General features: G+C 56.9%; 18 protein-coding genes and 1 other annotated feature. Of the genes, 4 read left to right on the top strand and 14 right to left on the bottom strand.

What is annotated here, in order from left to right; all coding sequences use genetic code 11:
• Nucleotides 1-73: 73 nt before the first annotated feature.
• Entirely contained in the window at nt 74-1,000 is a 927-nt protein-coding gene (gene dsdC, locus ACOTXL_RS10790) for a DNA-binding transcriptional regulator DsdC (RefSeq protein ID WP_003861073.1), read from the bottom strand.
• Between the two features lie 204 nt (nt 1,001-1,204).
• On the opposite strand from dsdC, the gene dsdX reads away from it, so the two are divergent.
• Together dsdX and dsdA are read left to right on the top strand one after the other, a co-directional pair.
• Nucleotides 1,205-2,542 (top strand): D-serine transporter DsdX, encoded by a 1,338-nt coding sequence (gene dsdX / locus ACOTXL_RS10785; RefSeq protein WP_045350374.1) that lies wholly within the window; start codon nt 1,205-1,207, stop codon nt 2,540-2,542.
• Between the two features lie 17 nt (nt 2,543-2,559).
• Nucleotides 2,560-3,846 carry a D-serine ammonia-lyase gene (gene dsdA / locus ACOTXL_RS10780; protein ID WP_045350375.1) on the top strand — a complete coding sequence of 429 codons (1,287 nt, stop codon included), beginning with the start codon at nt 2,560-2,562 and terminating at the stop codon, nt 3,844-3,846.
• A gap of 32 nt (nt 3,847-3,878) precedes the next feature.
• Here the strand turns inward: dsdA and ACOTXL_RS10775 are convergent, their stop codons facing one another.
• From ACOTXL_RS10775 to ACOTXL_RS10760, 4 genes are all read right to left on the bottom strand, one after another.
• Nucleotides 3,879-4,226: a DUF202 domain-containing protein gene (locus ACOTXL_RS10775; RefSeq protein ID WP_022650092.1), complete on the bottom strand. Its 348-nt coding sequence runs from the start codon at nt 4,224-4,226 to the stop codon at nt 3,879-3,881.
• A complete protein-coding gene (locus ACOTXL_RS10770) occupies nt 4,216-4,563 on the bottom strand; it encodes a YidH family protein (protein WP_003861080.1) in 348 nt (115 codons plus the stop codon). Before ACOTXL_RS10770 ends, ACOTXL_RS10775 begins: the two co-directional genes overlap by 11 nt.
• A 92-nt stretch (nt 4,564-4,655) precedes the next feature.
• Nucleotides 4,656-5,978, bottom strand: a complete 1,323-nt coding sequence (locus ACOTXL_RS10765; RefSeq protein WP_023323917.1) for a 6-phospho-alpha-glucosidase — start codon at nt 5,976-5,978, stop codon at nt 4,656-4,658.
• A complete protein-coding gene (locus ACOTXL_RS10760) occupies nt 5,975-7,597 on the bottom strand; it encodes an alpha-glucoside-specific PTS transporter subunit IIBC (RefSeq protein ID WP_022650091.1) in 1,623 nt (540 codons plus the stop codon). The genes ACOTXL_RS10765 and ACOTXL_RS10760 overlap by 4 nt, the downstream gene beginning before the upstream one ends.
• A gap of 222 nt (nt 7,598-7,819) precedes the next feature.
• Here ACOTXL_RS10760 and ACOTXL_RS10755 point away from each other — a divergent pair, with 222 nt between their 5' ends.
• Nucleotides 7,820-8,554, top strand: coding sequence for a GntR family transcriptional regulator (locus ACOTXL_RS10755; protein ID WP_003861087.1), 735 nt, complete (start codon nt 7,820-7,822; stop codon nt 8,552-8,554).
• On the opposite strand, the gene ACOTXL_RS10750 is transcribed toward ACOTXL_RS10755, so the two are convergent.
• The 3 genes from ACOTXL_RS10750 to ibpA all read right to left on the bottom strand — a co-directional run bounded on the left by ACOTXL_RS10750 (nt 8,534) and on the right by ibpA (nt 11,360).
• A complete protein-coding gene (locus tag ACOTXL_RS10750) occupies nt 8,534-10,195 on the bottom strand; it encodes a putative transporter (protein WP_003861089.1) in 1,662 nt (553 codons plus the stop codon). The genes ACOTXL_RS10755 and ACOTXL_RS10750 overlap by 21 nt on opposite strands.
• A gap of 189 nt (nt 10,196-10,384) precedes the next feature.
• Complete coding sequence (ibpB, locus tag ACOTXL_RS10745; protein ID WP_003861091.1) at nt 10,385-10,813, bottom strand: small heat shock chaperone IbpB; 429 nt, start codon at nt 10,811-10,813, stop codon at nt 10,385-10,387.
• 136 nt (nt 10,814-10,949) lie between these two features.
• Nucleotides 10,950-11,360, bottom strand: coding sequence for a small heat shock chaperone IbpA (gene ibpA / locus ACOTXL_RS10740; RefSeq protein WP_003861094.1), 411 nt, complete (start codon nt 11,358-11,360; stop codon nt 10,950-10,952).
• Nucleotides 11,354-11,428, bottom strand: a sequence feature (ROSE (Repression Of Heat Shock gene Expression) occurs in the 5'-region of heat shock genes and acts as an RNA thermometer to modulate expression.). It overlaps the preceding gene by 7 nt.
• 247 nt (nt 11,429-11,675) lie before the next feature.
• Here ibpA and ACOTXL_RS10735 point away from each other — a divergent pair.
• Nucleotides 11,676-12,008, top strand: coding sequence for a YceK/YidQ family lipoprotein (locus tag ACOTXL_RS10735; RefSeq protein WP_003861096.1), 333 nt, complete (start codon nt 11,676-11,678; stop codon nt 12,006-12,008).
• Here the strand turns inward: ACOTXL_RS10735 and ACOTXL_RS10730 are convergent.
• The 6 genes from ACOTXL_RS10730 to dgoR all read right to left on the bottom strand — a co-directional run bounded on the left by ACOTXL_RS10730 (nt 12,005) and on the right by dgoR (nt 18,114).
• On the bottom strand, nt 12,005-13,234 hold the full coding sequence (locus tag ACOTXL_RS10730; protein WP_072223427.1) for a DUF3748 domain-containing protein: 1,230 nt from the start codon (nt 13,232-13,234) through the stop codon (nt 12,005-12,007). The two genes, ACOTXL_RS10735 and ACOTXL_RS10730, sit on opposite strands and share 4 nt — an antisense overlap.
• A gap of 51 nt (nt 13,235-13,285) precedes the next feature.
• Nucleotides 13,286-14,623, bottom strand: a complete 1,338-nt coding sequence (locus ACOTXL_RS10725; RefSeq protein WP_015570129.1) for an MFS transporter — start codon at nt 14,621-14,623, stop codon at nt 13,286-13,288.
• 180 nt (nt 14,624-14,803) lie between these two features.
• Nucleotides 14,804-15,952, bottom strand: coding sequence for a galactonate dehydratase (gene dgoD / locus ACOTXL_RS10720; RefSeq protein WP_003861103.1), 1,149 nt, complete (start codon nt 15,950-15,952; stop codon nt 14,804-14,806).
• Nucleotides 15,949-16,566, bottom strand: coding sequence for a 2-dehydro-3-deoxy-6-phosphogalactonate aldolase (locus ACOTXL_RS10715; protein WP_003861105.1), 618 nt, complete (start codon nt 16,564-16,566; stop codon nt 15,949-15,951). Before ACOTXL_RS10715 ends, dgoD begins: the two co-directional genes overlap by 4 nt.
• Nucleotides 16,550-17,428 carry a 2-dehydro-3-deoxygalactonokinase gene (locus ACOTXL_RS10710; RefSeq protein WP_045350377.1) on the bottom strand — a complete coding sequence of 293 codons (879 nt, stop codon included), beginning with the start codon at nt 17,426-17,428 and terminating at the stop codon, nt 16,550-16,552. The genes ACOTXL_RS10715 and ACOTXL_RS10710 overlap by 17 nt, the downstream gene beginning before the upstream one ends.
• Nucleotides 17,425-18,114, bottom strand: a complete 690-nt coding sequence (gene dgoR, locus ACOTXL_RS10705) for a D-galactonate utilization transcriptional regulator DgoR (protein ID WP_003861109.1) — start codon at nt 18,112-18,114, stop codon at nt 17,425-17,427. The genes ACOTXL_RS10710 and dgoR overlap by 4 nt, the downstream gene beginning before the upstream one ends.
• Between the last annotated feature and the right edge of the window lie 43 nt (nt 18,115-18,157).

Raw genomic sequence — 18,157 nt, 5'->3', positions numbered from 1 at the left:
GAAAAATCAAAAGCATTACCTGTATTTAGCACGCTTTTTCACATTTGGTGTAGAGCGAAAGCGTAATAATTCTTCAACCCGCCAGCTCTCTTAGCCAGCCGATAAAGGCGTCAATTTTCGGCCACTGACGGCCGGGAAGCGTTGAGACGTAATAATGCTGATGGCACTTGAGGGTTTCCCCATCAAAGGGTGCGATCAACTCCCCCCGTTCGAGACGTTTTTGCACCAGCCGCTTTCTCCCCATCGCCACCCCGACATTACTCATGGCCGCGATAATGGCTAAATCAGAACGATCGAAGCCAATACCCGATGATAACGGCATATTCACCGCGAAATGCTGCGCCCAGCTCAGCCACTCATCCGTACCGGAATCATTGCTCCAGGCCTGACGGTCGTGCAGTAACGTGCAGTGGCTGAGGTTATGGGGGTTTTTCAGCAGTTCATGCTCCCGGGCATACGCTGGCGAGCAGACGGGCAAAATCTCTTCATCCATCAAAAAGTGATGAGAAAGGTGGTTTGGCGGCGTATCGTCGAAATAGAGCGCCAGATCGATGCCGGTTCGCTGCATGTTGACGTAATCATTACCAGTCAGAATAGTAAGTGAAATCGACGGGTAGCGGCGGGTAAAATCCCCCAGCATCGGCACCAGCCAGCACTGGGCGATCGACGGCCGGGAGTACACCGTTAGCGTACCTGACAGCGCCTGGTTTTTAATGTCCAGGATCTCCTGATTCAGGGTGTCGAGGGACGATTTCAGCGTCCAGTAAACGCGCTTGCCTTCCTGCGTCAGCTCCACTTTACGGTGTGAGCGGACAAACAGCTGAATGCCCAGCTCCTCTTCCAGCAGGTTAATGCGGTGGCTCACCGCGCTGGGGCTGAGCGACAGCTCCGCCGCCGCCAGGGCGAAGGACTCATGCCGGGCAGCCACTTCAAAGGTGTACATTTTCGACAGCTGCCAGCCGTTTAACAGCCGGTTTCTGCCTTCATTCGCATCGGTCATCACAATTCCCACACGTAATTTCTGCGTTCAGCATACCGCTCAAGAATGAATTTATGTGAACCAGCGGCAAAATAAGTGCGCTTTTTAGAGTCCAGTCACTCAGTTGATCCAATCTGGCTCAGCTGAACGCCAATTTATATCGTTTGTCAGCCCAAGCCGTTTTTTCGTCCAATATGCCCAGATGACATAAGGGTGAGGTGAGATATGGGATCTCAGGTCTGGGTTGTGGCAACGCTGCTTGTCAGCATCGTGTTGATTGTTTTAACCATCGTAAAACTGAAGTTTCACCCGTTCCTCGCGCTGCTGCTGGCAAGCTTTTTCGTTGGCGCGATGATGGGAATGAGCCCGCTGGATATGGTTAACGCCATTGAGAGCGGGATTGGCGGTACGCTGGGCTTCCTGGCGGCGGTTATCGGTCTTGGCACTATTCTCGGCAAAATGATGGAAGTCTCCGGCGCGGCAGAGCGCATCGGGATTACGTTGCAGCGCTGCCGCTGGCTGTCGGCGGACGTGATTATGGTCCTGGTCGGCCTGATCTGCGGCATTACGCTGTTTGTTGAAGTGGGCGTGGTACTGCTGATCCCGCTGGCGTTTTCCATCGCCAAAAAGACCAACACGTCGCTGCTCAAGCTGGCCATTCCGCTCTGTACCGCACTAATGGCAGTGCACTGCGTGGTGCCGCCGCATCCGGCCGCACTATTTGTCACCAACAAATTAGGGGCGGACGTCGGGACGGTGATTGTCTACGGTCTGATGGTGGGCCTGATGGCGTCTCTGGTTGGTGGCCCGCTGTTCCTGAAGCTGCTCGGCAACCGTCTGCCCTATAAGCCGGTTCCGGCGGAATTTTCAGACCTGAAGGTGCGGGAAGAGCACACTCTGCCGTCGCTGGGCGCCACGCTGTTCACCGTGCTGCTGCCGATTGCCCTGATGCTGGTGAAAACCATTGCCGAGCTGAACATGGCAAAAGAAGGCTCGCTGTATACCCTGCTGGAGTTTATCGGCAACCCCATCACCGCGATGTTTATCGCCGTGTTTGTCGCCTACTACCTGCTGGGGATCCGCCAGCACATGGGCATGGGCGCAATGCTGATCCATACGGAGCACGGCTTTGGCTCTATCGCCAACATTTTGCTGATTATCGGTGCGGGCGGGGCGTTCAACGCCATCCTTAAAATCAGTGGTCTGGCGGAGACGCTGGCGCATATTCTCTCGAACCTGCATATGCACCCTATCCTTCTCGCCTGGCTGGTGGCACTGGTGCTGCACGCCGCCGTGGGTTCGGCAACGGTAGCGATGATGGGTGCCACGGCGATAGTGGCGCCGATGCTGCCGCTCTACCCGAACGTAAGCCCGGAGATCATCACCATTGCCATCGGGTCCGGCGCTATTGGCTGCACGATCGTGACCGACTCTCTCTTCTGGCTGGTGAAGCAGTACTGCGGCGCGACCCTGAATGAGACCTTCAAATACTATACGACGGCGACGTTTATCGCCTCGGTGCTTGCACTTGGCGGCACATTCCTGCTTTCTTTCATTATCTGAGCGCGAAGAGACGTATTATGGAAAACGCAACTATCACTACTTTAACCGCACAGTTTCCTCTGGTTGAGGATCTGATTGCCCTGAAAGAAACCACCTGGCTTAACCCGCGCACCACGACGCTGGCGGAAGGATTGCCGTATGTCGGGCTGACCAAAGCCGACGTGGACGACGCGCACGCGCGCCTGAAACGCTTCGCGCCGTATCTGGCGAAAGCGTTCCCGGAAACGGCGGCAACGGGCGGGATTATCGAATCCGACCTGGTCGCGATCCCGGCGATGCAGGCGCGGCTGGAGAAAGAGTCCGGTAAGGCCATTCCAGGCACGCTGCTGCTGAAAAAAGACAGCCATCTGCCGATTTCCGGCTCGATCAAAGCGCGCGGCGGCATCTATGAGGTGCTGACTCATGCGGAGAAACTGGCGCTGGACGCCGGGTTGCTGAGCCTTGAAGACGACTACAGCGTTCTGCTGGAGCCGCGCTTTAAGAACTTCTTCAGCCAGTACAGCATCGCGGTGGGCTCAACCGGCAACCTGGGGATGTCCATCGGCATTATGAGCGCCCGCATTGGCTTTAAGGTGACGGTGCATATGTCCGCCGACGCCCGCGAGTGGAAGAAAACCAAACTGCGCAGCCACGGCGTGATCGTCGTGGAATATGAGCAGGATTACGGCGTGGCGGTGGAGCAGGGACGCAAAGCGGCGGAAAGCGATCCGAACTGCTTCTTTATTGACGATGAGAATTCACGCACGCTGTTCCTGGGCTATGCGGTTGCTGGCGAGCGCCTGAAGGCGCAGTTTATCGAACAGGGCCGCGTGGTGGATGCCGATCATCCTCTGTACGTCTATCTGCCGTGCGGCGTCGGCGGCGGCCCCGGCGGCGTGGCTTTTGGCCTGAAGCTGGCCTTTGGCGATAACGTCCACTGCTTCTTTGCGGAGCCAACGCACTCACCGTGCATGCTGCTGGGCGTTTATACCGGGCTGCACGATGAAATCGCCGTGCAGGACCTGGGTATTGATAACGTGACGGCGGCGGACGGACTGGCGGTAGGACGTGCCTCCGGCTTCGTGGGCCGCGCGATGGAGCGCCTGCTCGACGGGTTCTATACCCTCTCCGATCAAAGCATGTACGACATGCTCGGCTGGCTGGCGCAGGAGGAAAGGATTCGCCTGGAGCCGTCGGCGCTGGCGGGGATGGCCGGGCCGCTGCGCGTCGATGCCGATGAGAACGTTACCCACCTGGTGTGGGCGACCGGCGGCGGCATGGTGCCGGAAGACGAGATGGCGAAATATTTAGCGAAAGGGAAGTAATTATGCCGGGTGGCGGCTGCGCCTTACCCGGCCTACAGGTGCAAAATTTGTTGAATGTGGGTTACCGCAAACAGCAGTGACAACGACAGCACGGCCAGGGCGATGAGGAACTTATCCCGCACCGCTTTCGGCTGCGCAAAGTCGTTCTGCGACACGTCCATCAGGTTACGGCTGCGGGTGTAGCGCCATAAAATGATGGCTACCAGCGCCAGCACAACAATGGAGATCCAGAATGGCGCCCCCGTGCGGTGCCAGTTGTGCTTAATGGCAAGAGCGATCAGCGCGCCATACCCCAGCAGCGTGCGCAGCCAGGCCAGCGAGGTTCGCTCTGGCTGAAGGCCGGGGTCCGCTTCCCGCCGCGCTTTGCGGCTATCCGGCATACAGCACCAGTAACATCACTACGCCCGCAACCATCAGCAAAATCGTACTGATAATGAGCAAGCCGCGCGTGTAGGGGAGATCCTGCTTCAGACGCATCGCCTTTTCATTTCTCAGCCAGCGCAGATAGCCATAAATCGCCAGCACGCCGGCAATCAGGCACAGTAGCAGGGCCAGCACTTCGCGAATCAACGGGGTGGCAAAATCGGGGGCGAGCTGATCAAGGCCGACGCCTGCGGCCAGAAAGCCCAGGGCGGTGCGGATCCACGCTAAGAACGTGCGTTCGTTAGCCAGTGAGAAGCGGTAGTCCGGTGCTTCACCGAGGCGGGAAATGTTCATGAAAGTTCCTTGTCGTGCTGCATGCAGGCTTCAGCATAGCGTAATTCAGCCAGGACAAGGAGACCGGCATCAGGCGATGCCGGTCAGAAAGATTAGTGCAGCTCTGGCCAGTAATCCTTATTCGCTTCAATCAGATCGTCCAGAATCGCCTTCGCCACCGATGCGCTCGGTACGGTTTTCGACAGGGTAATCGCCTGCCAGAGTTTCTGATACGAGCGCTGCTCCCAGGCGTCCACCACCAGTTTTTCCACCGCCACCTGCTGGCTCATGAGCCCTTTCTGGAAGTGCGGAATATCACCCACGGTCAGCGGCTCCGGTCCGTTGTGGCCGACCAGACAAGGGATTTCTACCATCGCGTCAGCATCAAAGTTATGGATAGCCCCATTGTTAGGCACAATCAGCAGCATGCGTTCCTGGGTGTTAAAGGCAATCGCGGTCGCCAGATCGACGATGTACGACGCATGTTCGTCAATTTCCAGTTCACCGGCAGAAGAATGACCGGCTTCGATAATCGCCCGACATGAACTGAATACATGCTTCTCACGGTGATCCATCACTTCATTGGCGCGGGTACGCTCCGGATTGGAATGGGCGACCACATAGTCCGGGAACAGGTAATACTTCAGGTAGGTGTTCGGCATGGTGTCCGGATCCAGCGCCTGTACGTCTTTGGCCTTGGCGAAGGTATCGTTCCAGCTCGCTTCAGTATGCACATCTTCCGAAGGCGGAACATAACCGTTTTTCGCCACGTATTCGCGCAGTCTCGGCATCAGATCGTTGCCGTTCTGATCTTCAATCGACGTCCACCAGCCGAAGTGGTTCAGACCGTAGTAGCGCACGCGCATCTCTTTGCGGTCTTTCAGGCCGACGATTTGCGCCATACGCCCTTCAATGCCGATCGGCATATCGCAGATGTTGAGGATTTTCGCGTTCGGACGCAGGCGGCGCGTGGCTTCCGCGACAATCGCCGCCGGGTTGGAGTAGTTCAACATCCACGCGTTCGGGGAGTACTGCTCCATGTAATCCACCAGCTCCAGCACGCCGCCGATGGAGCGCATGCCGTAGGAGATGCCGCCCGGCCCGCACGTTTCCTGGCCCAGCACGCCGTGGCGCAGCGGGATTTTTTCATCTTTTTCACGCATGGGATATTTGCCAACGCGAATATGCGCCATCACGAAATCCACATCGGTAAAGGCCGCTTCAGGATCGGTGGTGTAACTAAATTCAATCTCCGGCGCCTGCTCCTTAAGGATGATTTTACACGCCTCGGCGATGATCTCCTGACGTGCTCCGTCATTGTCATAGAACTTCAGCGCACGCAGCGGGAAACGGTCACGGTTGGCTAACAGCATCAGGACGATACCAGGCGTGAATGTACTGCCGCCGCCTGCAATAACAACTGAGAATTTTTTCATGATATAGCCTCTGTCAGAGTGGTTTGTTCGTTTGTTAAAGGGGTTTTCATCAGCGATTCCAGCTGGTCGCGCACCTGAGGAACGTGCAGACCGACAATCACCTGTATGCCGTTGCCGCGCCGCACCACACCGTGTGCGCCCAGGGCTTTGAATACGTCATCGCTTTGGGTTTTCGTCATATCCACCAGGGCGATACGCAGGCGGGTGGCGCAGTTATTGATACTTTCGATATTCGCTGCGCCGCCGAGCGCCTGTAAGAACCCAGCGGCCTGTCCGACCTGCTGGCTGGCTGCCGCCGGGGCGGTGGTTTGCCCACGAGCGGCCTTATAGTCGGCCTTGCTGTAGAGCTTGATTTCGCTCTCTTCCCGGCCCGGCGTTTTGAGATTCAGACGTTCGATAAGCGTTCTGAAGACCACGAAGTAGATCCCGGTGAAGCAGAGGCCGATGCCAATCTGGGTGAATACCGTCGAGGCGTGGTTATGGAACATCGGGATCCAGTTTTGCGGCAGGAACTGGTCCAGCAGACCGCCGCCCATGTTCCCCACCACCCCGAAGATATACATCACCGTCGCCATCGTTGCGGCCAGCACGGCGTGGATGGCAAACAGCAAAGGCGAGATAAACAGGAAGGTGAACTCCAGCGGTTCGGTAATGCCCACCAACACGGCGGTAAGCGTGGCCGGGATCAGCAGACCTGCCACTTTGACGCGGTTCTCCGGTGACGCGGTATACCAGATAGCCAGCGCAATACCGACTGAGCCAAACACCTTAGAGTTGCCGTGCAGCGCGAATCCGCCCTCCGGGAACAGCGTTTTAAGCGGCACAGTGCTCTGGCTGAATTCCTGAAGGTGCTGTGCCCAGTAGACCTGAATGCCGCCTTCTACCGCAGCCGGGCCGAAGATAAACGGACCGTAGACAAAGTGGTGTAATCCGGTTGGGATCAGAATGCGTTCCAGGAAGGTATAAACCCATACGCCCAGCGCGCCAGCGGTACGTAGAAAGGCCTGCAACGACTCAATGCCCATCTGCACTTTCGGCCAGCCCAGCAGCGTCAGCCAGGCGCAGGGGATCATCACGAAGAACGCGAGGATAACGACAAACGAGGTGCCCTGGAAAATCCCCAGAAAGACCGGCAACGGCTTGTCGAAAAATCGGTTGTGGATGGCGGTGACGAGCCCGGAAATGATAATCGCCCCGATGATGCTGGTATCAAGCGTTTTGATTCCGGCAATCATCGCCAGCCCGCTGCCGGCAGTGGGTTCAGCAGAGAAGTCGACGCCAAAGAAGTGACCCCAGGTCATCCCCATCGCATTGATAAAATAGTTCCAGGTCAGGAAGCTAATCAGCACCGCCAGACAGGCGCGGCCCTGCGCCTGCTTTGCCAGGCCAATCGGTAAGCCGACAGCAAAAATCAGCGGCATATTACGGAACACCGCCCAGCCGCCCTCTTCGATGATGTGAACAATTTGCGCGAACAGATTATCAGGCGCGGTTAAGGCCTCACCGACAAACAGCGGATTGCGAAGCATGATGGCGATCCCAACCACGATCCCGGCAAAGGGAAACAGCAAAACCGGGGTGAACATGGCGCCGCCAAAACGTTGTATTTGACTGAGCATTTTTAAATCCTCATGAAACAACCTGTAGGGGATAGAGGCCTTTATGGTTTTTTACTGGCCTGAGGTGAGCATAAGAAGTTACTGATGCGGGAACATGGCGTGCCGCTGCGATTCGTGATCGCATTCATGGTTTTAATTTGACCAATCAGGTCTACTTTTTAAACCAAACATGGACAAGTTAAGACGTATTCCACGCCATGATGTGCGCAGAGAGGTCTACTGGTGATCTACAAATCAATTGCCGATCGGCTACGGCTGCGGCTGAATTCTTCGGACTACAACATTGGCAGTCCGTTACCCGGAGAAAAAGCGCTGGCAAAGGAGTTTGGCGTAGCCCGGATGACCGTCCGCAAGGCGCTGGATCTGCTGGTAAGCTGGGGGCTGGTTGAACGTCGACACGGCAGCGGGACGTTCGTGGCGCGCAAAGACGTTCATCATGAAACGACTAACCTGACTGGGCTGGTGGAGGTATTGCGCCAGCAGGGGAAAGAAGTGCAAAGCAAGGTGTTGCAGTTTGAAGTGATGCCCGCGCCGCCCGCCATCGCCAGCCAGCTGCGGATTCAGGTTGATGAGCGGATCTATTTTTCAAGGCGGGTGCGTTACGTGGACGGAAAACCGCTGATGCTGGAGGACAGCTTTATGCCGGTGAAGCTGTTCCGCAATCTTTCCCTGGCGCATCTCGAAGGGTCTAAGTTTGATTACATCGAGAAGGAGTGTGGGATCACCATCAGCGGCAACTACGAGAGCCTGACGCCGGTGCTGGCAGATAAACAGCTGGCCGGTTATATGAATGTGCCGGAACAGACGCCGCTGCTGCGCATCACTTCCCTTTCCTACAGCGACAGCGGCGAGTTCCTCAATTATTCCGTGATGTTCCGGAACACAAGCGATTACCAGGTGGACTACCATCTGCGGCGTATCCACCCGGAAGACTTATTAGCCCATCCCCCAGAATAGCACCGCCAGTAGCTGCGGGGTGATGATGCGCAGAAACATCACCAGCGGATAAACCGTGGCGTAGGATAACGCCGCCGCGCCGCTGGTGGCGTGCAGGTTATTGGCGAACGCCAGCGCGGGCGGATCGGTCATGGAACCGGCCAGCATGCCGCACAGCGTGAGATAGTTCATTTTAGCGAACATACGCGCCAATAATCCGACAGTTATCAGTGGGATAGCGGTAATAAATATGCCGTATCCTACCCAGCTCATCCCTTCGCCGTTCACCAGAGTATCGACAAAATCGCCGCCGGATTTCAGCCCCACCACCGCCAGAAACAGCACGATGCCCAACTCCCGCAGCGCCAGGTTAGCGCTCGGCGGCATAAACCAGTAGAGCTTACCGATGGAGCCGATACGCCCGAGGATAAGCGCCATAATGAGCGGCCCGCCTGCCAGACCCAGCTTCAGTGCTACCGGGAAGCCGGGCACATACAGGGGGATGGAGCCAAGCATGACGCCAAGCCCGACGCCGATAAAGACCGGCAGCATCTGCACCTGCTGGAGTTTTTGCTGGGCGTTGCCCACCATGTCCGCTACGGCATCAATAGATGAAGGACGCCCGACGAGGTTGAGAATATCACCGAATTGCAGGCTGGCATCCTGGCTGGCCACCAGCTCGACACCGGCGCGGTTAAGCCGGGAGATCACCACGTCATAACGCTCTTTAACCTGCAAATCGCGTATTTTCTTGCCCAGAACCTTCTCATTGGTCACTACCACGCGCTCCACGCGCATGTCCGTTCCACGGGTTGAGAGTGAGGTATCCACCTCCTGACCGATCACCAGCCGGGCATTGTTTAAATCCGCCGGTTGCCCTACCAGATGCAGGAGATCGCCGTGCTGAATAAGGGTATCCGGTGAAGGCACCATCAGCGTTTCATCACGTTTCAGGCGGGAACAGATAATGGTCGCGCTGTTCAGAATGGGAACATCCTGAATCGCCATATTGTTCAAATTAGGGTTTTCGACGCGAATATTGATAGTTTTAATGAGCGCATGGCCGTTGGTCAGCGTGCTTTCATGCTCTTTTGCCTCCTGCTCGACGTTAACGCGGAACAGCACGCGCACCAGCCACATCGAGAGCAAAATACCGCAAATGCCAAACGGATAGGCCATGGCGTAGCTCATCCCCATCTGATCGACGACATCAGCAGGGATACCCAGATCGCGCAGAATTTGCTGGCCCGCCCCGAGCGCGGGCGTATTCGTGACGGCGCCGGAGAAGATGCCCAGCACGACGGGCAGCGGAATAGCGAAGAGTTTATGCAGGATCGCGGTGACCAGCCCACCCATCACAACAATGCCGAAGGCAAAGAGATTAAGGCGTAAACCGGAGACGCGCAGGGAAGCGAAGAAGCCCGGCCCCACCTGAATACCGATGGTATACACAAAGAGGATCAGGCCGAACTCCTGGATGAAATGCAGCATATCGGCGCTGAGCACCCACCCAAGCTGGTCGGCAAAATGGCCGACAAAAATCCCGCCGAACAGCACCCCGCCAATCCCAAACCCGACGCCGCGGATTTTGATATTCCCCAGCCATAGCCCCACTACCGCGACAAGGGCCAACACGCTGACGGTTAACGCGATATCACTCATGTTCCACATCCTGTGTATAACCTTAGTTATGATAAGGATTCTCTCAGAACTGGCGGCGGTTGTATGGGCGATGGCGCACATAAAAGCCGAAGGTAAACGCAAAACGGTCACCCGAAGGTGACCGTTTTTAGTGTTTGCACCCTCTCCCACAGGGAGAGGGTCGGGGTGAGGGCACCAGCCCGCACACGATTAGCTATTCAACGCCGGGCGTTCGCTAATGGCGATGCGCTGAGGCGCAATGGCTTCCGGCACGTTACGGGTGAGGTCAATGTTCAGCAGCCCGTTAGTGAACGTCGCGCCAGAAACTTCCATATGGTCTGCCAGGGTAAAGCTCAGGCTAAACGGCTGAGTAACAAGCCCCTGATGCAGCCATTTGGTCTCGGTGTCTGGTTTTTCCGGTGACCCTTTCACGGTCAGGCGCGCACCCTCAAGCTGGATGTCGAGATCTTCCTGGCGGAACCCGGCCAGCGCAAGCGTGATGCGGTAGTGGTTATCATCGCTTTTTTCGATGTTGTACGGCGGAAAGGTCTGCTGTTCGGTTGCGCTTTGCAGCGCGTTAGCCAGTTTGTCAAAACCGATCCACTGACGCAGCAGAGGGGAAAAATCATAGTTACGCATACTAAATCTCCTTCTGAGAAGCGAGTTCGGCACAGTTTAATTTTGTGCACAGTTGTACCTGCAAACCCTTGCGGATTCGCATATGCTCCCTTTACGGCAAGCAATTTCAGGTGGGCCGCAGCCGCGACCCGCTTAATTAATTGATTTCGATACGACGCGGTTTTTTCTCTTCCGGAATCACACGTTCCAGTTCGATAAACAGCAGGCCGTTCACCAGGTTCGCGCCCTTGACGTGGATGTTCTCAGCCAGCTGGAACTTGCGTTCAAAGTTACGCTCTGCGATACCCTGGTAGAGGTAGGTTCGTTCTTTCTGCTCGCCCGCATGGGAGCCTTTCACCACCAGCAGATTGTCCTGCGCCGTGATCTCCAGTTCGCTCTCTGCGAAACCGGCAACAGCAATCGCAATGCGATAGTGGTTTTCGTCAACCAGTTCAACGTTGTAAGGAGGATAGCCGTTGCTCTGGCTCTGGTTGTTTTCTAAGTGGTTGAACAGACGATCAAAACCAATGGCAGAACGGTATAGCGGAGAGAGATCGAAATTACGCATAGATAAATGCTCCTGAAATCAGCGAGAAAATGTAGCCTTCCACCATGGACAGGCTTCTGCTTCCCCGAACACCCATCAGGCGTGTCCGTTATCGGGTTACATTCTTAAAATGGGTATGGATACGGCCTTTTCAAGCCTGTTGATGTGAGATTTTTTTGCACTTTGCTGGTTGTCGCATAGACTCAGGGGCACAGCACAAAGGGTTAAATTGCGATGGCGACCACAGTGCGGGAGTTTGGAGCTATCCATTTTGGACGCGCCTCGCTATAACCCTGAGTTGCAGGTCAATGCCGTGCTACTAATGATGACTGAGTGATGATGAGAAATGTTCTGATTAAGCTGGCGACGTTCAGCGGGGTTGTTTTACTTTGCGGGTGTTCGAGCGTGATGTCGCACACCGGCGGTAAAGAAGGAACATATCCGGGGACGCGCGCCAGTGCCGCAATGATCTCTGATGATGAGACAAACTGGGGTACCAAATCTCTGGCGATTCTTGATATGCCGTTTACGGCGGTTGCCGATACGCTTTTGCTGCCGTGGGATATGTTCCGCACCGACAGCTCAGTGCGTTCGCGCGTTGAGAAAAGCGAGCAGGAGACGCTGGCAACCAACTCCGTCATCCCGCCCGCAGCGATGCCTCCACGCTAATTCTGTGCGGTTTCCGTTAGCCACAGCTGGCGGAAACCGTCCTTCGCTTCCATCCATGTAATAAATCGTCCGTCCGGGGAAAACACCACAGCGTCAGCAGACGGCGGATTGCCATGATCGGAGGTCAAAAACGTCACCTCACCGGTCTGCGCATCGCAGCAGGCAATGCGGCTTTCGAGCACAAACCCAAGTGCGCGGCCAGAAGGATGCCAGTTAAAAGCCGACTGAATATCACGCTCAGTGTGGGTCAGCTGGCGCGGCTCGCCGCCCTCAGGGGAGATAAGCCACAGCTGCACAACGCCGTTATCGTCCCGCATTAAAAACGCGACCTGCGTCCCCTGTGGATTGCTGCGCACCCAGTGGCGCGGCACGTTCACCAGCCCCGGATACGCCTTCTGATGGGTGAAGGTAAGGCGGCGTTGCATGACGCCCGCAGGCGGCGCGGGCATTGTATCCGGCGTTCCCTGCAACGGCGCATCGCCCGCTCGTTTCCAGCCCTGCTCGTCTTTGGGAAGATCGACAATAAACAGTTCGGGCACTTTCTCGCCTTTCGCAGACACCGTATCGCCGATAAACGCCAGCCTGTCGTTGCCCACCCAGCCCTCTTCATAGGCGCGGTTGATCTCATCGCTGCCCGGTTTCGGGTTCGGCGTTGTACGGCTTACCAGTACGCTCCAGAAGGTGCCGGCATATTCCCGCGGATGGTTCCCCTGTGGGTTTACTGGGCCAAAAGGCGCCGCCACCCCGACGTTACGCAAATCCAGCTGCGGATCGCGCGCGTGCAGCACATGGTCGTTATAGGTAAAGCTGACGAACTGCCCGTTCGGGCTAAAAACGTGAACGTGGGTGCCGCCACGCAGCGCACCTGCCGTGTAAGGCGCGGTGATATCCATCGCATCAAGATTGCTCACCTGACCATTGTGCGCAATCACCCCCTGACGATGGTGAAAATCATACTGCCAGTCTGCATCCGGGTTTTTCGGGCCGTGGATAAAAACATATTTGTCCTGCGCCGGATGAACGGTTACCACGCCAACATGCGCGCCGTCAGTCGCACGGTAGATCGCCTCAACCTCGCCCGTACTAACATTGACCCGCTCAATGGTTTCACCGGTAAACGACGCGCCGGACGGGCGGACATCATAGACAAGCCACTGGCTGTCTGGCGTCCAGGTGTTGATGTTGGTGAGCTGGTGGTTGCGGGAAGCGAAGGTGATTTGTTTCATGAAAATACCCTGATGCGCGGTTATCGCATCAGGGTAAAACATCCGAAGGGATTAGCCTACTCGTTTCACGTCGCCGACCAGCAGGATGTAGGAGAGCGCCCCGATCAGCGCCACGGCAGAGATATACACCAGCGCCGGACCAAAGCCGTAGTCCTGCGCCAGGTAACCGATGACCAGCGGCACGGTGATCCCGCCCAGGCCGCCAACGAAGTTAAACACGCCGCCGGTCAGGCCAATCAGACGCATCGGCGCCAGCGACGACACCAGCGACCAGGTGATGGAGGCAAAACCGTTCCCGAAGAACGCTACCGCCATCAAGGTCATGATCCACACCGGATCGTTGGTGTAGTTCGCTCCCATGATGCAGGTAGAGATCAGCAGGCCGCAGATAATCGGCGTTTTACGCGCAACGCCCAGTGAGAAGCCTTTTTTCACCAGTTTGTCCGCCAGCCAGCCCGAGAGCAGGACGCCGAAAAACGCCGCAAGGAAGGGTACGGTGGTCATAAAGCCCGCCTTCAGCGCGGTAATCCCTTTTTCCTGGGTCAGATAGTTCGGGAACCAGGTGAGGAAGAACCACAGCGTGGAAGTCACCGCGAACTGGCCCAGATATACGCCCACCAGCTTACGGTGGAAGACCAGCTTCCAGTCCGCTCTGGTCAGCGGCTGGCGCGCCTCTTTTTTCACGGGCGCATCGCCGTCCACCAGGCCACCGCCGTCGCGGATGTAGTCCAGTTCGGCTTTGGTGATGCTTTTGGTCAGGCGCGGCGGCTGATAAACCTTAAACCAGATTAACGACCAGATAATGCCGATCCCGCCGGTGACGATGAACACCCAATGCCAGCTCAGTAGCTCCTGGATCCAGATTAACAGCGGCGTCAGAAATGCCAGGCCAACAAACTGCCCGGAGGTGTAAAAACCAACAGCGGAAGCGCGTTCGTGTTCCGGGAACCAGCTGGTCACCATGCGGTTGTTGGTCGGAAACGCGGGCGCTTCAAACACCCCGGTGATGGCGCGCAGGCCAATCAGTGACATCAGCCCGGTGGCGAAGCCCTGGAACAGGGTCGCCACGGACCAGCCAAAAATAGCGATAAAGTAGGTCAGACGCGACCCCACGCGGTCAAGGAACCAGCCGCCCGGGATCTGGCAGAGCGTATACAGCCAGGCAAACGCCGAGAAGACGTAGCCCATTTCCGCTTTGGTGATGCCAAACTCTTCCTGAATATGAGCCGATGCCACGGCAAGGTTGGCGCGGTCGACATAACAGATGACCACGGTAATAAAGATCATGATCAGCGTCAGGTAACGACGACGCCCGGTTTTTGCAGCAGTAACTGGAATATCCATCGCAATCTGTCTCCAGATTTTGGGCATAGCGAAGCCGCTCACCATGCCCTGTAATTTACAGAGGGTGTATTTGGTTTTTTTAATTAAAAACGTAAACGGAATACGCTAAATAATTCGTGCTGGGGGAAGGCGGCAAGTTTTCGCATCCCCGGGAGCATACAAAAGTATGTGACCGGGGTAAGAAAACGCAGCCAACGCATCACCAGCGCGAAGTATGACGCGCATTTACCACTCGGCTACGGAACCGTCTTCATGACGCCACAGTGGGTTACGCCAGTCCGGCGCACTTTTACTCAGCTCAATGACTTTGGCTTCGTCGATCTCCACGCCAAGGCCCGGCTTCGTTAACGGTTTAAAGAAACCGCCTTCCATGCTGAAGTCTTCCTTGTTTTTCACAAAGTCGAGCAGCTCCGCGCCCTTGTTATAGTGAATGCCCATGCTTTGTTCCTGGAACACCGCATTGCGCGAGACGAAGTCGACGTGCAGACAGGCCGCAAGCGCAATTGGCCCAAGCGGACAGTGCGGGGCCAGCGCCACATCGTAGGCTTCTGCCATTCCGGCAATTTTGTAGCATTCGGTGATGCCACCCGCGTGGGAGAGGTCCGGTTGCAGGATCGCAATGCCGCCCGCTTCCAGCACGCGTTTAAACTCGAAGCGCGAGAACATGCGTTCACCCGCCGCGATGGGAATGTGCGTCTGTTCAGCCAGTTTCGGATAGTATTCCGCCTGCTCGGCCAGCACCGGCTCTTCGATAAACAGCGGGCGATACGGCTCCAGCTCTTTAATCAGCACTTTGGCCATTGGCGCGCTAACGCGGCCGTGGAAATCCAGGCCAAACTCAATCTCGTTGCCGAAAGCCTCGCGGATTTGCGCCACGGTATTCACCGCCCGGTCTACCGCGCGCGAGTTGTCGATAACGCCCATCTCTTCGCAGCCGTTGAGTTTGAAGGTGTCAAAACCGATGTTGCGCAGTTGCCGGATACCGTCGATCACTTCCGCAGGGCGGTCACCGCCCACCCAGCTGTAGGCTTTGATTTTGTCGCGCACCAGGCCGCCCATTAATTGCCAGACCGGGGCATTCAGCACTTTGCCTTTGATATCCCACAGCGCCTGATCAATACCGGCGATGGCGCTCATCAGGATCGGACCGCCACGGTAAAATCCCGCCCGGTACATGACCTGCCACAGGTCGTTGATGCGCGCCGGATCCTGGCCAATCAGGTATTCGCCCAGCTCGTGAACCGCGGCTTCAACGGTGCGCGCACGGCCTTCAATCACCGGCTCGCCCCAGCCAACCACGCCTTCGTCGGTTTCGATTTTCAGGAACATCCAACGCGGGGGTAAACGGTACGTGGTGAGTTTGGTTATTTTCATTGCACTGCCTCTCGATACGCTTTCACAAATGCTGCCGCCTGCTGTGCGGTACGCTCAACGGGCTGTCCGGCACGATAGAGATCGCTGCCCAGCCCGGCGCCCACACAGCCCGCTTTTATCCACTGCACCAGGTTTTCCGGCGTGACGCCGCCCACGGCAAAGACCGGCACGCTGGCGGGTAAGACCGCTTTCAGCGCTTTGATGTAATCCGGACCAAAGGCCGACGACGGGAAAATTTTGAGAGACTGTGCGCCTGCATCGAGGGCGGCAAAGGCTTCTGTAGCCGTGGCGCAACCCGGGCAAACGGTCATGCCGTACTCCACCGCCCGGCGGATCACCTCGGGGTTGATATTCGGTGTGACGATAAGCTTGCAGCCCATCTTCGCCAGTTCATCCACCTGCTCCGGCTGTAATACGGTACCAGCGCCAATCAGCGCCTTATCACCAAACGCCTTCACAATTGCCGGAATGCTTTTTTCCCACTCCGGGGAGTTGAGCGGGATTTCCACCGCGTCGAACCCGGCGTCGATCACCGCGCCAACGTGCGCTAAGGCCTCACCGGGCGTGATACCGCGCAAAATCGCGATCAGGGGAAGTTCAGTTTGCCACTGCATGAGCGATGCTCCTTATGCCTGCCTGAAATGCCGTGTCGCCTTCCACCGCAGCAACATCCCGTCCGATAGCGTGGAACGCCTGGCGGTAACGAGACGTCAGCGATGAACCCGCGACGAGCGTGATGGCCTGCTGCCCGGCGAACGCGTCGCTCAGGGTGGCGACCTCTGCGCCAATCAGCAGGCCGGACAGAAATTCGCTGACCTGTTCGCGCGGAAGATTTCCCAGCACGTGCGAGGCGCGAACCTCAAAAAGTTGCGGCAAAACGGCAGGGGATGCGATCCCGCGCTCCAGCCCGGCGGCAAACGCTTCCGGCGAAGGGGTCTGCTCCGGCAAACCGGCCCCCACCAGCGAGTGCTTAAGCAGCAAGTGGTGCAATTCGCCGGTCATTACGGTGCGAAAGTCATGAATTTGCTCAGCATCCGCCTGGACCCATTTGCAGTGCGTCCCGGGCATGACGTAGACAGAAGAAGGAGAAAGCGTGCGCGCCCCGAGCAGTTGCGTCTCTTCACCGCGCATCACGTTATGGTTATCGTCGCGAGAGACGCATAAACCGGGGATAATCCAGACATTGTCGCCAACGGACGTTAACTGCTCGCCAATGGCAGTGAAATGCACCGGAACCGACAGATAAGGCGCAACCTTCCAGCCTACGTTACTGCCGACCATTCCGGCCATCACCACTGGCGTAGTACCGTCGCGCCAGTTTTGTGTCACCTCTACTAACACCGCTGCTGGGGATTTACCGTTCAGGCGCGTCACACCTGCTTCTGATTGCCTGCGTTCCAGGCACTGCTCACCCTGGTAGAGCCAGGCGCGCAGATTGGTCGATCCCCAGTCAATTGCGATGTAGCGTGATGTCATGTGATTTCCTTCAACCTTCGTGTCGAGCTGGCGATCATGGTCAGCGCCGCCTGCTCTGCCGCATCGCCGTCCTGATGCCGTATCGCATCGAACAGCGCTTTATGTTCCTGAAGCGTTTTCGGCATGTTGGCCTCATCACCCATCCAGGTACGTTCAAATACTGCTCGCTGTAGCGAGCTGATCGCCACGCTAAGCTGCTGTAACACCGGGTTATGCACCGACTGCAATACCGCCTCGTGGTAGCGAATGTCCGCCTCGTTGAACGCCTCCCGATTCTGGTTATTGGCGATCATGTCGTTTAAAGCCGACTCAATCTGTGCCAGGTCACCTGACGTTGCGCGCTCTGCCGCCCAGCGGGCAATGGCCGGTTCCACCAGATTTCGGACTTCGCTCATCGCGCCGATAAGCCGTGGGTCGTAGTCGTTTTCCAGTACCCATTGCAGAACATCGGTATCGAGGTAGTTCCACTGGTTACGCGGCGCCACAAACGCGCCGCGATAGCGCTTCATTTCAATCAGCCGCTTCGCCATCAGCGAGCGGAACACTTCCCGGATGATGTTGCGCGAGGTTTCAAACTCCTCGCACAGTTCCGCCTCTGCTGGCAGCGGCGAACCGGGAACGTATTTGCCACCCACAATCTGAGTGCCCAGCGTGATGACAATGCGATCGGTTTTATTGAGTGTCATGGAGAGTCCTTGTGCTCTGTAAGTCCATCACTACTTTACCGCG

This window comes from Enterobacter cloacae complex sp. IR5402 (assembly GCF_049238125.1).
Classification (GTDB): Bacteria; Pseudomonadota; Gammaproteobacteria; order Enterobacterales; family Enterobacteriaceae; genus Enterobacter; species Enterobacter hormaechei_C.
Note: the sequence above shows the minus strand (reverse complement) of the source record. Positions and strands in the feature narration are given on the sequence as shown.

Bases quoted from the DNA above. Each gene is read 5' to 3' on its own strand.
- ACOTXL_RS10715 (WP_003861105.1), bottom strand. From the start codon at position 16,566: ATGCAGTGGCAAACTGAACTTCCCCTGATCGCGATTTTGCGCGGTATC.
- ACOTXL_RS10765 (WP_023323917.1), bottom strand. From the start codon at position 5,978: ATGAAAAAATTCTCAGTTGTTATTGCAGGCGGCGGCAGTACATTCACG.
- ACOTXL_RS10770 (WP_003861080.1), bottom strand. From the start codon at position 4,563: ATGAACATTTCCCGCCTCGGTGAAGCACCGGACTACCGCTTCTCACTG.
- ACOTXL_RS10730 (WP_072223427.1), bottom strand. From the start codon at position 13,234: ATGAAACAAATCACCTTCGCTTCCCGCAACCACCAGCTCACCAACATC.
- ACOTXL_RS10750 (WP_003861089.1), bottom strand. From the start codon at position 10,195: ATGAGTGATATCGCGTTAACCGTCAGCGTGTTGGCCCTTGTCGCGGTA.
- ibpA (WP_003861094.1), bottom strand. From the start codon at position 11,360: ATGCGTAATTTCGATCTCTCTCCGCTATACCGTTCTGCCATTGGTTTT.
- ACOTXL_RS10725 (WP_015570129.1), bottom strand. From the start codon at position 14,623: ATGGTGAGCGGCTTCGCTATGCCCAAAATCTGGAGACAGATTGCGATG.
- dgoR (WP_003861109.1), bottom strand. From the start codon at position 18,114: ATGACACTCAATAAAACCGATCGCATTGTCATCACGCTGGGCACTCAG.
- ibpB (WP_003861091.1), bottom strand. From the start codon at position 10,813: ATGCGTAACTATGATTTTTCCCCTCTGCTGCGTCAGTGGATCGGTTTT.
- ACOTXL_RS10775 (WP_022650092.1), bottom strand. From the start codon at position 4,226: ATGCCGGATAGCCGCAAAGCGCGGCGGGAAGCGGACCCCGGCCTTCAG.
- ACOTXL_RS10735 (WP_003861096.1), top strand. From the start codon at position 11,676: ATGATGAGAAATGTTCTGATTAAGCTGGCGACGTTCAGCGGGGTTGTT.
- dsdA (WP_045350375.1), top strand. From the start codon at position 2,560: ATGGAAAACGCAACTATCACTACTTTAACCGCACAGTTTCCTCTGGTT.
- dsdX (WP_045350374.1), top strand. From the start codon at position 1,205: ATGGGATCTCAGGTCTGGGTTGTGGCAACGCTGCTTGTCAGCATCGTG.
- ACOTXL_RS10760 (WP_022650091.1), bottom strand. From the start codon at position 7,597: ATGCTCAGTCAAATACAACGTTTTGGCGGCGCCATGTTCACCCCGGTT.
- ACOTXL_RS10710 (WP_045350377.1), bottom strand. From the start codon at position 17,428: ATGACATCACGCTACATCGCAATTGACTGGGGATCGACCAATCTGCGC.
- dsdC (WP_003861073.1), bottom strand. From the start codon at position 1,000: ATGACCGATGCGAATGAAGGCAGAAACCGGCTGTTAAACGGCTGGCAG.
- dgoD (WP_003861103.1), bottom strand. From the start codon at position 15,952: ATGAAAATAACCAAACTCACCACGTACCGTTTACCCCCGCGTTGGATG.